This window comes from Bordetella sputigena (genome assembly GCF_965137885.1).
Taxonomy (GTDB): domain Bacteria; phylum Pseudomonadota; class Gammaproteobacteria; order Burkholderiales; family Burkholderiaceae_B; genus Bordetella_C; species Bordetella_C sputigena.
On sequence record NZ_CBCSCA010000012.1, the window covers coordinates 1 to 13688 of the forward strand.

General features: G+C 67.4%; 13 protein-coding genes. 5 read left to right on the forward strand and 8 right to left on the reverse strand.

Features of this window, described 5'->3' with window-relative positions; translation table 11 throughout:
* A partial coding sequence (locus tag ACNA0R_RS20775) for an AraC family transcriptional regulator (RefSeq protein WP_415827975.1) occupies positions 1 to 821 on the forward strand: 821 nt, incomplete at its 5' end.
* Between the two features lie 238 nt (positions 822 to 1059).
* The gene (locus tag ACNA0R_RS20780) at positions 1060 to 3747 is read left to right on the forward strand and encodes a penicillin-binding protein 1A (protein ID WP_415827976.1); all 2688 of its coding nucleotides are present in this window, start codon (positions 1060 to 1062) and stop codon (positions 3745 to 3747) included.
* Between the two features lie 67 nt (positions 3748 to 3814).
* On the opposite strand, the gene ACNA0R_RS20785 is transcribed toward ACNA0R_RS20780, so the two are convergent.
* Positions 3815 to 4528, reverse strand: a complete 714-nt coding sequence (locus ACNA0R_RS20785; RefSeq protein WP_415827977.1) for a metallophosphoesterase — start codon at positions 4526 to 4528, stop codon at positions 3815 to 3817.
* A 143-nt stretch (positions 4529 to 4671) separates the two neighbouring features.
* Here ACNA0R_RS20785 and ACNA0R_RS20790 point away from each other — a divergent pair, with 143 nt between their 5' ends.
* Complete coding sequence (locus ACNA0R_RS20790) at positions 4672 to 5535, forward strand: NAD(P)-dependent oxidoreductase (protein WP_415827978.1); 864 nt, start codon at positions 4672 to 4674, stop codon at positions 5533 to 5535.
* 34 nt (positions 5536 to 5569) lie between these two features.
* Here ACNA0R_RS20790 and ACNA0R_RS20795 read toward each other — a convergent pair whose 3' ends face one another.
* The 3 genes from ACNA0R_RS20795 to ACNA0R_RS20805 form a co-directional block, all read right to left on the reverse strand.
* Positions 5570 to 6907: an amidase gene (locus ACNA0R_RS20795; RefSeq protein WP_415827979.1), complete on the reverse strand. Its 1338-nt coding sequence runs from the start codon at positions 6905 to 6907 to the stop codon at positions 5570 to 5572.
* Between the two features lie 67 nt (positions 6908 to 6974).
* Positions 6975 to 7211: a tripartite tricarboxylate transporter substrate-binding protein gene (locus tag ACNA0R_RS20800; RefSeq protein WP_415827980.1), complete on the reverse strand. Its 237-nt coding sequence runs from the start codon at positions 7209 to 7211 to the stop codon at positions 6975 to 6977.
* Positions 7184 to 7990, reverse strand: coding sequence for a Bug family tripartite tricarboxylate transporter substrate binding protein (locus tag ACNA0R_RS20805; RefSeq protein WP_415827981.1), 807 nt, complete (start codon positions 7988 to 7990; stop codon positions 7184 to 7186). The genes ACNA0R_RS20800 and ACNA0R_RS20805 overlap by 28 nt, the downstream gene beginning before the upstream one ends.
* Positions 7991 to 8116: 126 nt before the next feature.
* Between ACNA0R_RS20805 and ACNA0R_RS20810 the strand changes: the two genes are divergently transcribed.
* Together ACNA0R_RS20810 and ACNA0R_RS20815 are read left to right on the forward strand one after the other, a co-directional pair.
* Positions 8117 to 9097, forward strand: a complete 981-nt coding sequence (locus ACNA0R_RS20810) for a LysR family transcriptional regulator (protein ID WP_415827982.1) — start codon at positions 8117 to 8119, stop codon at positions 9095 to 9097.
* A gap of 36 nt (positions 9098 to 9133) precedes the next feature.
* Positions 9134 to 10990: an ABCB family ABC transporter ATP-binding protein/permease gene (locus ACNA0R_RS20815; protein WP_415827983.1), complete on the forward strand. Its 1857-nt coding sequence runs from the start codon at positions 9134 to 9136 to the stop codon at positions 10988 to 10990.
* 46 nt (positions 10991 to 11036) lie between these two features.
* Here the strand turns inward: ACNA0R_RS20815 and ACNA0R_RS20820 are convergent, their stop codons facing one another.
* From ACNA0R_RS20820 to ACNA0R_RS20835, 4 genes are all read right to left on the reverse strand, one after another.
* Positions 11037 to 11699, reverse strand: a complete 663-nt coding sequence (locus ACNA0R_RS20820; RefSeq protein WP_415827984.1) for a nucleotidyltransferase family protein — start codon at positions 11697 to 11699, stop codon at positions 11037 to 11039.
* 159 nt (positions 11700 to 11858) lie between these two features.
* The gene (locus ACNA0R_RS20825; RefSeq protein ID WP_415828157.1) at positions 11859 to 12104 is read right to left on the reverse strand and encodes a hypothetical protein; all 246 of its coding nucleotides are present in this window, start codon (positions 12102 to 12104) and stop codon (positions 11859 to 11861) included.
* A gap of 183 nt (positions 12105 to 12287) precedes the next feature.
* Positions 12288 to 13418 carry an AGE family epimerase/isomerase gene (locus tag ACNA0R_RS20830; RefSeq protein WP_415827985.1) on the reverse strand — a complete coding sequence of 377 codons (1131 nt, stop codon included), beginning with the start codon at positions 13416 to 13418 and terminating at the stop codon, positions 12288 to 12290.
* Positions 13415 to 13633 carry a hypothetical protein gene (locus ACNA0R_RS20835; RefSeq protein ID WP_415827986.1) on the reverse strand — a complete coding sequence of 73 codons (219 nt, stop codon included), beginning with the start codon at positions 13631 to 13633 and terminating at the stop codon, positions 13415 to 13417. Before ACNA0R_RS20835 ends, ACNA0R_RS20830 begins: the two co-directional genes overlap by 4 nt.
* Positions 13634 to 13688 lie beyond the last annotated feature (55 nt).

The following is a 13688-nucleotide window of genomic DNA, read 5'->3' on the forward strand; positions in this document are numbered from 1 at the left end:
GTTCCAAGCCCATGCCCGCGCATCCCCCCGCCGCCTACCCCACCCGCAGTATTGACGCCGACGATTACCAGGGCGTACCGCGCGCCGTCACCGCCATGGCCAAGGAATTCACGGCGGGCGCCACCACCGGGCCGCACCAGCACCCGCGCGGGCAACTGCTGTACGCCGTGGAAGGCGTCATGCGCGTGACCACGGCGCAGGGCATGTGGGCGCTGCCTTCCCTGCGGGCCTTCTGGGTGCCGGCCGGCATCGAACACCAGGTGGAGATGGTGAGTCCGGTGTCCATGCGCACGCTGTACGTTGCCCCGGAGGCCGCCCAGGCCTTGTGGCCGGAATGCTGCGTAATTGAAGTCAACGGGCTGCTGCGCGAGCTGATCCTGGCGCTGATGGGGCTGCCCATCGAATACCCCCTGGGCGGGCGCGCCGGGCAGATAGCGGCCCTGATCCTGGCCGAACTGGCGGAAGCCAAGGTACTCCCCATCCACATCCCCTGGCCCGCCGATCGGCGCCTGCAGGCGGTATGCCGCGCGATCCTGGCCCAGCCCGGCCTGGAGCGCACCGTCGACGAATGGGGGCAGGAAGTCGGCGCCAGCGGCCGCACGCTCATCCGCCTGTTCCAGGCCGAACTGGGCCTGAACTACCGGCAATGGGTGCAGCAGGTCCGGCTGGCCGACGCCGTGGGCCGGCTATCCCTGGGGCAGCCGGTGGCGCGCATCGCGGCCGAACTGGGCTACCGCAGCCCCAGCGCCTTCGCCGCCATGTTCCGCCGTGCCATGGGCACCGCGCCCAACACCTATTTGAACCAGCCCGCCTCGGGCTGAAGCGCCGGGCGCCTGCTTGAACCGGCCCTGCTTCAGGCACAGGCGTCGGCCGGCTGGAACCCACCCCGTTTCAGCCTGAAGTCAGGTTGCGCGCGACGCCACGACATGAACGACACGCGCGGGCACCGCTCCGTCCCCCGTAGATGGGCACGTCATCCCGGCCTGCGATAATGCACGTTGTTGAAACCTTCACCGACGAGGCCGGGTCTATGCAGCTCTGCCCCAGATTCGCGAGCGAATGACCAACCACCCGCAACCCAAGCAAGCCCAGTCCCAGACCAAGACGGGCTTCAGCCTGTCCCGGCTCGCCGTCAAGGCCGGCATCGTCGTCGCCGGCCTGGGCGCATGCGGCCTGATCGCTTTGTGCCTGGCCATCGCGCTGGCCTGGCCCAGCCTGCCCGACCTGCACGCGATGACGGACTACCGGCCGCGCATTCCGCTGCGCGTCTACACCGCCGACAATGTCCTGATCGGCGAGTTCGGCGAAGAGCACCGCAATGTGCTGCGCTTCGACGAAATCCCCGATGTGATGAAGCACGCGGTGCTGGCGGCCGAAGACGATCGCTTCTACCAGCACGGCGGCGTGGACTGGACCGGCGTATTCCGCGCCATGGTCACCAATGCGCTCAGCATGTCGAAATCGCAGGGCGCCAGCACCATCACCATGCAGGTGGCGCGCAACTTCTACCTGTCTTCCGAAAAGACCTATACGCGCAAGCTGTACGAACTGCTGCTGACCTTCAAGATCGAGTCCGCGCTGACCAAGGACCAGATCCTGGAGCTGTACATGAACCAGATTTATCTGGGTCATCGCGCCTATGGTTTCGCGGCGGCCGCGCGCACTTATTTCGGCAAGCCGCTGGCCGATGTGACGCCGGCGGAAGCGGCCATCCTGGCCGGCATACCCAAGGCCCCCTCCCGCTACAACCCCATCACCAATCTGCAGCGCGCGGAGATCCGCCAGCACTACGTGCTGGGCCGCATGCGCGCGCTGGGCTACCTCACCGACGAGCAATACCAGACGGCCATGGCCCAGCGGCTGACCATACGCGGGATGGGCGACACGGGCCCCAATGCCTTCCGCGTGCATGGCGAATATCCCGCCGAACTGGCGCGGCAGCTGATGTACGGCATGTTCGGCGACGAGACCTATTCGCGCGGCCTGAACGTCTACACCACGATCAACTCGAAGGACCAGGAAGCGGCCTACCAGGCGGTGCGCGCCGGCATCCTCGACTACACGCGGCGCGCCCGCTATCCCGGTCCGGAAGACCAGATCGATCTGCCCGACGACATCGAGAAAGACCCACAGGCGCTGGACGACCTGATCGATGGACTGCAGGACAAGTATCCCGACAGCGGCGACATGTATATGGGCGTCGTGCTGGCCGCCAGCCCCACGTCGATCACGGTGGCGCGCGGCTCGCACGACATCATCACCATCGACGACAAGAAAGCGCTGGCCATCGTCGCGCGCGCGCTGAATCCCAAGGCCAAGGACGACGAACGCCTGCGCCGCGGCTCGGTGGTCTACGTGCACAAGAACGGCGACAGCTGGGAAGTGCTGAATATGCCGACGCTGCAAGGCGCCCTGGTGTCGGAGGCGCCGGACGACGGCGCCATCCGCGCCATGATCGGCGGCTTCGATTTCTATCGCGGCAATTTCAACCGCGCGGTCCAGGCGTGGCGGCAGCCCGGGTCCAATATCAAGCCCTTTATCTATTCCGCGGCGCTGGAGCGCGGACTGACGCCGGCCACGCAGATCTCGGATATGCCTTTTTCGCTGACCGCGGAACAGACCGGGTCCAAGGCTTGGAATCCGAAGAACGACGGCAACGCCTACGAACCCATGCTGACGCTGCGGCAGGCGCTGTACAAGTCCAAGAACATGGTGTCCATCCGTATCCTGCAGGCAATCACCCCTGCCTACGGACAGGAGTTCCTGACGCGTTTCGGCTTCGAAAAGAACCGCTGGCCGGCGGTGCTGCCGATCGCCCTGGGCGCGGGTTCCGCGACGCCGCTGCAGGTGGCCAATGCCTATTCGGTCTGGGCCAATGGCGGCTATCGCGTCACGCCCTTCCTGATCGACAAGGTCACGGATAGCAGCGGCAAGGTGCTGATGCAATCGCAGCCGCAGCATGCCGGCGACGAGGCCAACCGCGTGGTCGATCCGCGCGTGGCTTGGATCATGGACGACATGCTGCGCGGCGTGGCCACCTACGGCACGGCGGCGCGCGCGCATCAGGTCCTGAAGCGCGACGACGTGGCCGGCAAGACCGGCACCACCAACGAGTCGGTGGACGTTTGGTTCTCCGGCTATACGCCCGCGCTGACCACCACGGTGTGGATGGGGTTCGACCAGCCCAAATCGCTGGGCTCCAACGAATTCGGCGCGGGGCTGACCTTGTCGGCGTGGCTGCAATACATGCAGACGGCGCTGAAGGGGATTCCCGTGGCGCCCAAGCGGCCGATGCCGGCCAATATCCTGACGGCCAATGGCGAATACTATCTATCGGAATTCCCGCCGGGCCAGGCCGTGGCCTCGCTGGACTTGCCGACGGATGATCCGCTGAGCGACTTCCTGAATCGTGGCGGCACGGGCGGCGTTCCGATGATGAACAATGGGCAGCCCGCGACGCCGCCTTCCGGCAATCCACCGGCGGGCGGCAGCCCTGGCGGCTCGGCCTTCCCGCCTATTCCGGTGCCGCGAGCCGATGAAGGCAGGCCCGCGCGGCCGGCGCCGGCGGTTGGCGCCGCCCCGGCGGCGAACCCCGCCTCCGCGACGCAGCCCGCACCCGCGACGCCGGTCGCCATCCCGCCCATCCCCGTGCCGCGCGTCGATGCCGCGGACCTCGCTCCACCGCGTCTCGCCTTGGCCGGCGCTGCCGCGCCGCGGCCGGCCACCGCCATGGCGGTGCGCCCCTGAGGCGCGCGGCGCCAGCGCGCGAAACAGTGGCCCGCACGGATTACCTTCGCGCCGGGCAGTGGTCGGCTTATTCGGGCACCACGTCCTTGACCGCATCGCGCGGCGTGGTGCGCAGGGTCGCCAGGTCCAGCAGGGTGAAATAGCCCCCGGGCATCCAGCCCGCCGTATCGATGTGGTACACGTTGCCCAGTATCGTCGGCGCGGCCAGCGGCGTATGCCCGACCACCACGGCACGTATGCCGCGCACGCCCGAGGTATCGCCGCGCGCCAGCCTTTCGCGGGACCACTGGCAGACGCCGCGCGCGCGCTTGTAGCGATCGCGCAGGTAACGCGCCAGCTTGTCCCAATCGCGCACCGGACAGTCCGCGTGCACCAGGCCCACCAGGCCGCCTTCGGTTTCCACCTCGATCACCAGCGGCATCGTGGCATAGGTTTCCGCGTGCGTGCGCTGCTCTTCCGGCGACAGCGCCAGGAACCAGCCGCCGCCGTTGAGGCGCCAGTTCTCCGTATCCACCAGGCCGGTACGCACGTAGCGCACGGCGTAGTCCTCATGATTGCCCTGCACCGCGTGAAACCAGGGCTGCGCCAGCCACCGCGGCGCTTCGCCGCATTCGGGTCCGCGGTCGGTCAGGTCGCCCACCGAGAACAGACGATCGCGCGCCGGATCGAAATCCACGGCATCCAGCGCCGCGCGCAAGTGCGAGAAGTGGCCATGGACGTCTCCCACGGCCCAATCGCGGCCGGCGGTATTGCGCTCGAATCGTTCGACATCAATGGGCATGAGGATATTCCGTACGGCGAAATGCCACGTCGCGGCCATTCCGGTGTGTCCATCTTACAGGGCAGGCCGGCGCGCGGGCCGGCGCGGCCACGGGTGTACAGTGATGCGATTTACCCGGCTATTTCCCGCCAAGGAGACCCGATATGAAGCCACGCGTCGCCATTGTCGCGCCCGGCGCCATGGGCAGCGCCATCGGACAGCGGCTGGATGAACATGGATTCCAGGTACTGACTTCACTGACCGGCCGCAGCGAGGCCAGCGTGAAGCGCGCGCGCCTGTGCGGCATGCATCACCGTACCGATGTCGAATTGGCGCATGCCGATATTTTCCTGTCCATCGTCCCCCCGGCCGAAGCCATAGGCCTGGCGCGGCGCTTCGCGCGCCTGTTCAAGGAGAACGGCCGCGCGCCCGTGTATGTCGATTGCAATGCCGTCAATCCGCGCACGGCCGAGCAGATCGGCGCCATCATCCTGGAAAGCGGCGCGGCCTTCGTCGACGGCGGCATCATCGGCGGCCCGCCGCGGCCGGCGACGCCCGGCCCTGCCCTGTACTGTTCCGGTCCGGCCGCCGGCGCGGTCACCGCGCTGCGCGAAGGGGGGCTGCGCGTACGCGTGCTCTCGGATCAGCTTAGCGCGGCCTCGGCGCTGAAGATGTCTTATGCGGGTATCACCAAGGGCCTGGTCGCGCTGGCATCGACCATGATGCTGGGCGCCTCGCGCAACGGCACCGCGCAGGCCCTGTATGAAGAGCTGGCCGAAAGCCAGCCGCACCTGCTGAAGCATTTCTCGCGCAGCGTGCCGGACATGTTCGGCAAGGCTTATCGCTGGGTCGCGGAGATGGAAGAAATCGCCGCCTTCCTGGCGCCGGACGAAAGCGGGCAGCGTTTCTTCGAAAGCGCCGCGCGCCTGTACGAGCGCCTGGCCCGCGACGATGCTGACGGACGCGCGGAGATCGATGCGCTAAGCGCTTTCCTGGCGCAGGAAGCGCGGCCGGGCCAGCAGTCCTGACCGGCGGCCGGCCGCGCGCCGCGAAACGCGGGGATCAAACCGCCGGCCTGTCCGTGGACGCGCGAGTATCGATGCTTGCATGCAGCGCGGCGGCCCATCGCAGCAGGTCGGCATCGGTATCCGGACGCCCCACCCATTGCACGCCCACCGGCAAGCCCAATTCGCCCGTGGCGGTGGGCAAGTGGATGCAGGGCCAACCCAGCAGCGACCAGATCCGGTTGTAGATCGACGATCCCGTGTTATCCAGGCCGGCCGGGGCTTCGCCGGGCGCGCTGGGCGTCACGATGAAATCCACGTCGGCAAGCTCCCCCAGCCAGCGCGCCGCCACCTGGGCGCGCAGATGCTGGTGCTGGAGATAATCGCCATGGCCGATCGCCAGCCCCTTGCGCACGGTTTCGCGCGTGGTGGCATGCACGCTTTGCGGCCGCGTGCGCGCGATGGGCAGCAGGCCTCGGGCGAATTCATAGCGCATCACGGTTGCATGCGCGTCCATCAGCGTATCGATGTCGGCATCCAGATCCGGGCGCACGATGGCCGCGCCCCGGGCTTGCAGGCGCTGGACGCACTGCTCCAGCGCAAGCTGCGCGGCGGGGCTCAAGACGCCCAGCCGCGCGCATGGAAGCACCGCCACCTTGGGCACGCGGACGGTCCCCGCCAGCCGCGAAGCCGGCAGTGAGCCGAGCGACGCGCCGGCCGGGGTATCCAGCGCCGAGCCCGTCGGCGCGGCGACATGCGGACCGGACGACGTACCGGGCGACATCAGCACCGAGGCGACGGCGATCGTGTCGTCGACGGTGCGAGTGAACCAGCCCAAGGTGTCCAGCGTGTCGCACAGCACCTGCATGCCGCCGCGATGCACGCGGCCGAACGTGGGCTTGTAGCCGACCACGCCGCAGAACGCGGCCGGTCGGATGACGGATCCGCCGGTCTGCGTGCCGAGCGCCATGTCCGCCATGCCGGCGGCGACCGCCGCGGCCGAGCCGCTGGATGAGCCGCCCGGCGTATGGGTGGCCAAATGCGGATTGCGAGTCGCCCCCGGCACGACGTGCGCGAACTCCGCCGTGACGGTCTTGCCCACGGGCACGGCGCCCGCCTGGCGCAGCAGCGCCACGCTGGCCGCATCGAACGGTTTGCAGTCCGCCTCCATTGCCTGCGCGCCGTAGCGCGTCGGCATGCCGGCGACGTCGATAACGTCCTTTACCGCGAACGGCATGCCGGCCAGCGGACCGCCCGTGGCGGCCGGCGGCGCGGCATCGGCATCGGCATGCCACACGAAGGCCCGCAATTCGCCATCTCCCTCGGCGATGGCGCGCAGGGCCCGTCGCACGCGGTTCTGATCGGTCTTGCTATCCGGCTGGGAGGTCTGCAACATGCGCGTCTTGTCTCTCTGCTGAAACGGCGCAGGCCCCCGGATGGGAGCCCGCGCCAGCCGCGTGGGGTTATTGGATGGTGATGTGCTTGTCTTCGATCAACTTGCTCCAGCGCGCCGACTCGCTGGCGATGAAAGCCGTGAAGTCCGACGGTGAGCCGCCCGCGACTTCAGCGCCCTGTGACTCGACGACGCTGCGATAGCCGGGATCCCGCAGCACGGCGTTGATCTGCTCGTTCAGCTTGCGGATGACCGGCTCGGGCGTTCCCGCCGGCGCAATCACGCCGAACCAGTTCGACGCCACCATATATTGGGCACGCCCAGCTCCTGGAAGGTCGGGACGTCCGGCAAGGCCGCCAGGCGCTTATCGGCCGACACCGCCATCAAGCGCAGGCGCGGCTGGTCGCCCTTGGCATAAGGGATGAACAGGCTGGCCAATTCCAGATAGAAGTCGACATTGCCCGCCATCAAGTCATTGACGGCCGGCGCGCCGCCGCGATACGGCACGTGCGTCGCCACGATGCCGGCATTGCCCTGGAACAGCTCGGTCACCAGGTGCGACGCGCTGCCCGCGCCGGTGGTGGCGTAGTTCAGCTTATCCGGATTGGCCTTGGCCGCCTTGACCAGATCGGCGACGTTCCTGTACGGGGACTGGCTGTTTACGCCCAGCACCATGGCGCCGCGCTCGATCAGCACGATGGGCGCGATGCCCTGGTCCGGATCGAAGCCCAGATTGCCGCCGTACAGCGACTTGTTGACCGACAGCGGCGCGAAGTTGCCCAACCCTATCGTGTAGCCGTCCGGCGCCGCGCGCGCAATCTGCGCGGTGCCGATATTGCCGCTCGCGCCCGGCTTGTTTTCCACTACTACCGGAACGTGCAAGCGCTCGCCCAGTTTCTGGGCCAGTTGCCGGGACCGCGTATCGGAACTGCCACCGGCGGCATACGGAACGATGAAGGTGATGGCCTTGTTCGGATAACTGTCCTGGGCGCGCGCCAGTCCCGGCGCGGCCAGAAGCAGCGCACTCGCGGCGGCCAGTATGTATTTGAATCGGGCGCCCTGGCCCGGGCGTGGCAATGAACCCATGGAATCCCCCTCTTGAAACGAGGCCTGCGCGCGACGCAAGCCTACGATGCGGCAGATTCTAGGCAGCGGCAATTGTGTTGTCTAATACTCAAAAAATTCTTGATTAATATCTTCGACGACATAATCATGATCGACAGCCGCCTGCTGCACGTCTTCTCCGTCGTGGCCGAGGAACTGCATTTCGGCCGCGCCGCGCAACGGCTCCACATCAGCCAGCCGCCGCTCAGCCAAAGCATCCGCAAGCTGGAAGAAGCGCTGGGGGCCAGGCTGCTGATCCGCTCTACCCGATCGGTCCGGCTGACCGCGGCGGGCGCGGAACTGCATCGGCGCGTGCGGCAGCTGTCGGCGGATTCCGAAGCGATGGTGCGCGCCGTGCAGCAGACGGCCAAGGGCGAAGTCGGTCATCTGGTCATCGGCCTGACGCCCAGCGCGGCGTATTCCAACCTGTCGGAAGTGCTCTATGAATTCCGCCGCCGCTACCCCACTGTCAGCCTGGACCTGCGGGAGATGAACTCCAATGCCATGCCGGAGGCCCTGCACCTGCGGCAATTGGACCTGGCGTTGCTGCGGCCGCCCTTCGCGGACCCGGATCTGGCGCCGCTGCGCGTCTATGACGAGCCCATGCTGGTGGCGATGCGCAAGGACCATCCGCTGGCGCGCAAGCGATGGGTCACGATGAATCAGGTGCTGGATCATGACCTGATCGGCTATTCGCGGCATAACTCGCGCTACTTCAGCCAGATCCAGCAGTTGATGACGGGCGCCGTGCATACGGGCGCCGTGCAGACGGGCGCCGTGCAGACGGGCCTCGGGCAGCCGGGCGCGGGACAAAAACCGCCGCGCATCGTCATGGAAAGCATGATCCCCACCATCCTGACGCTGGTCGAAGCCGGTTTCGGGCTGGCGCTCGTGCCGGCCGCGCTATCGCGCATGCGTACCGACACGCTGGTCTACGCCGGCGTGCGCGGGCCGGGCGCCATGCGCGCCGAATTGCTGGCGGCGCGCCAGCCGTCCAGCGTCAACCCGGCGATCGACCGCTTCATCGCCATCATGCAGGCCGTCGGCACGCATGGCGGGCGGCGCGGGACGCCGGGCCTTGGACGATAATGGCGGCTTCCCATCGCCGCCTTACCCGGCAACACCATGGCTTCCCCTTCCTCATCCACGCCGCCCGCGGCGACGCCGCGCGGCAGCGTTGCCACGCTGCGCGCCCTGGGCCCCTACCTATGGCCGCCCGGCCGCAACGACCTGAAGCTTCGGGTCATCGCCGCGGTCGTCTTCCTCTTCCTGGCCAAGGCGGCCACGGTCTACATCCCCATCCTGTACAAATCGGCCGTGGACGCGCTGAACCACGGCGCGGGCAGCGGCCCCGCCGCCCTGCCCCTGGGGCTGATACTGGCCTACGGCGGCGCCCGCATCATGTCCCTGCTGTTCTCCGAATTGCGCGACGCCGTCTTCGCGCGCGTCGGCCAGCACGCGGTGCGGGAAGTCGGCCTGCAGGTGTTCCGCCACCTCCATGCGCTGGCATTGCGCTTTCATTTGGGCAGGCATACCGGCGGGCTGACCCGCGCCATCGAACGCGGCACGCGCGGCATACAGACGCTGCTTCAATACCTGCTGTTCAACGTACTGCCCACCCTATTCGAGATCGTCCTGGTATGTGTTCTGCTCTGGCGCATGTTCGATATCTGGCTGGCGCTGACGACAGCGGTCACGGTCATCCTCTACCTGGCCTATACGCTGGTCATCACCGAATGGCGCACCAAGTTCCGCCGTCGCATGAACGAGACGGACTCGGAAGCCAACACCAAGGCCGTCGAAAGCCTGCTCAATTACGAGACCGTCAAGTACTTCGGCAACGAAGAACATGAAGCGCGCCGCTACGACGTCTCGCTCAAGCAGTACCAGCGGGCGGCCGTCAGCAGCCAGGTCAGCCTTTCGCTGCTGAACATCGGGCAGGCTGTCATCATCTCGGTCGGCCTGACGCTGGTGATGTGGATGGCGGCGCGCGGCATCACACGCGGACAATACACGCTGGGGGACTTCGTACTGGTCAACACCTATCTGCTGCAGCTCTACGATCCGCTCAGCTTCTTCGGCTTCATCTACCGCGAGATCAAGCAGTCGCTGATCGATATGGAGCGCATGTTCGAACTGCTGGGCGAAGACCGCGAAATCCAGGATCCGCCGGCTGCGCCGGCCTTGCGGATCGAAGGCGGACGCGTGGAGTTCCGCGGCGTCACGTTCGGCTATGACGAACGGCGCGCCATCCTGAAAGGCGTGGACTTCACCATTCCGGCGGGTAAAACGCTGGCCGTGGTGGGACCGTCGGGCGCCGGCAAATCGACGCTGGCGCGGCTGCTGTTCCGCTTCTACGACGTCGGCGGGGGCGCCATCCTGATCGATGGCCAGGATATCCGCCAGGTCGCGCAGGCCAGCGTGCGCGCGGCCATCGGGATCGTGCCGCAGGACACGGTGCTGTTCAACGACACCATCCGCTACAACATCGCCTACGGCCGTCCCGGCGCCAGCGACGCCGAGGTCGAAGCCGCGGCCCGCATGGCGCACGTGCATACCCTGGTGATGAATATGCCGGACGGCTACGACACCGTGGTCGGCGAACGTGGCCTGAAGCTGTCGGGCGGGGAAAAGCAGCGCGTCGCCATTGCCCGCACCCTGCTCAAGCGGCCGGCGCTGTTTGTCTTCGACGAAGCCACCAGCGCGCTGGACACGCATACCGAACGGGAGATACAGGCCAACCTGCGCGAGGTCAGCATCGGCCGTACGACGCTGATCATTGCCCACCGGCTGTCGACCATCGTCGACGCCGACGAAATCATCGTCCTGGGCGACGGCCGCGTGGTGGAACGCGGTACCCATGCCGATCTGCTGGCGCGCGACGGTATCTATGCCGGCATGTGGCATCGGCAGCAACGCAGCGGCGCCGGCGCCGAAGAGACCCTGGCCGCGGATCCGGCGGACGCCGAACCGGCGGCTTGACGGAGCTCGTGCGTGCGCATCCGAGCGCGCCCGCGCCCACGCGCCCTCAAGACAAATCGTCCACCGTATCGATATCGCGCAGCACGCCAGGATCCGCGCATGGGACTTCGCACACGCCATGGCGCTTCAACAGCGCCCGGGCCCCTTCATCGCCATCCAGGCCGGCCAGCTCCGGCATGAGCGTCCACCCGAAAGCCACGGGATGCCCCCTGCGCCCTTCATATACCGGCGCGGCGATCCGGTGACCGCGCGCGGCCTCCTGCACCGCGAGCACGGTCGCGTCCATCACCCAGGGCATGTCCGCCAATGCCACCAGGCAACCGAGCGGCGCCCGCGCTGCCGCATCCCCGCTCGCCGCGGCCGCAACGCCGGCCATCAATTCACGGGCGGCATGCGCCAGGCTGGCGCCCATCCCGCGCGCCGCATCGGCCGTTTCCACCACCACGCAGCCGCGCTCGGCCAAAACCCGCTGCAGGGCCGGCGTATCCGGACGAGTCACGGCAAGCACCAGCGGCACGGTCCGCAACAACACATCGGCGGACGCCGCCGCCACGGTGCGCCCATCGGGCAATAACTCAAGCAGCTTCTCCGCCCCTGCCCGCCCCGCGGATGCGCGAAAGCGCTCACCGCGGCCGGCCGCGAGAAGAATGCCGACACAGCGGTTGTCCAAGGCGCCGCGGATCCGGCGATCGATCGATACCAGGCTCATCGGCCTAGTTTACTGACTGAGGCCGACCGGCCCGTGCGGGCAATGCCCGCACCGCGGGCACCGCGGTGGCGTGGGCCTGGCGACGCTGGCGATGAGACGGCGTGAGCCTGGCGCGACCCATGGCCGGCCGGGCGGCACGGGCGCAAAGGCGAAACGCCCTTATTCAGGCAGATGGTCCGGCACCCCGTTCTCGTCCACGAACTTGACGGTGGCCAGCGCATTGCGCGCCGCGGACATTGCCTCGATACCGCTGCGGAAGCGGCGCGACAGAAAGATTTCGAAGGTCTGCGGCTCGCTTTCCGGGCCTTCTCTTCGCGTTTCCATAAAGGCTCGCGCCGGTTCCCGCCCCTGGGGCGGAATCGAATACGCGTAAACCGTGAAACCGTTGATCAACCTGGGAGTCATCGCCGCGCCTCCTGTACGAACCGGCCAGCCGCCGGCGTTGGCGCGCAGCATCGCAGAAATCCAAATATTTTGCAAGAAAACCGAATAAACTGAAACATTCGGGGACGGACTTACTGTAGAGCAGCCATCCAATCAGGGCCGCCCGGCCGGTCCGCCGCGGCTGTCGGGCGAACGGCCGATCGCTCAGACTGTCCCGTCGGGCAGCGCCAGGTAGCAAGCCGCCAGGTGATATGGCGTGGTCGACGGCATGTCGGCGCGCGCCACCCGGCCTTCCCCGTCCAGGCATTCATACCACCCACGGGCATGCAGGAAGCGCTCACGAAATCGCGCCAGCTGTCGCGCCAGGTCTCGCCGCGAAGCCTCATCGCCCCGCACGGCCAGGCAGCGTGCATACTCCGTCTGCGCCCAGATCCGCTGCGTGGCGTCGGTGACCGTCCCGCGCAGGTCCAGGCTGGCGCATACCCCTTCGACATCCGGCGTCACGCCGTGCCGCTGCGCGAAATCCACCGCGCGGGTCATCGACGCCGCTAGCTGGGTATCCTCGAAAACCTCCGGCGCGCTTTGCAGCAGCGCGTACCATTCGAACTGGTGGCCGGGCTCGATGCGATTGCCCGGTTCGCGGGCCGGCAATTCGCATATGCATTGCGTGGCCGTGTCCATGAAAAGCGCCGCCACGCCGCGCGCGATGCGGCGCAACGCGTCTTCGTACCAGCCGGCGCCACCGATGTCGCGCGCCGCCAGATACGCCTCCGTCAAGTGCATGATGGGATTCTGCAACGGCCCTTGCGTCGCCGTCCGTCCATCGTCGGCCAGTTGCGCCGCATACAAGCCGCTGCTCAGGCCGAAGCGCGACTCGATCAACGCCACCGTTTCCTGCATGGCCTGCAGCGCGCGGGCGTCGCGCGATCGGCGGTAATACGTCGCGCAAGCGAACACGACGAAGGCATAGGTGTACAGATCGTGCTGCGTCTCCAGCGGCGCGCCTTCCTTGTCTATGCTGTAGACCCAGCCGCCGGCGGAATGACGGAACCGCCGTTGCAGCGATTCGAACAGGCGAACGGCGTGCGCCGCCGCGGCCGGGGCATCGCTGATGGAGAACACGAACAACTGCCGGGCGCAGGCCATCGTGCGGTAGCGCTGCGGCGGCAAGGGCCGCGCGTCCGCGCTGGCCAGCGATTCATAAGGCAGGTCCAAAGCGGCATTGAAGCCGCGCGTCAACCACAGCGGCAGCACCACTTCATCGTAATGCACGCGCAATTGCGCCACGCTGGCCGCCAGCGCCGCATCGGTCGTCCCGCCATGGCCGAGGCTCATGATCCGGAATACGGGTTGGCGGTTTCCATATGCAGCGCCAGGCGACCCTTATCGGTGACTATCGGCTGGCCGGCCGGATCCATTTCGATGCAGCGCAGTACCAGCAGCGCATCGATGAAACGCTGCGGCACGGGTTCGGCGGCGTCGTTCTTGTCGTCCGCGATGACACCCAGCCAATAGGCCAGCTCGCCCTTGTTGAATTGATGCATCGCCATGCGCGCGCCTCCGTGCCGCCACGACGGCGGAATCGCCTATTATCGTCCATCTTTC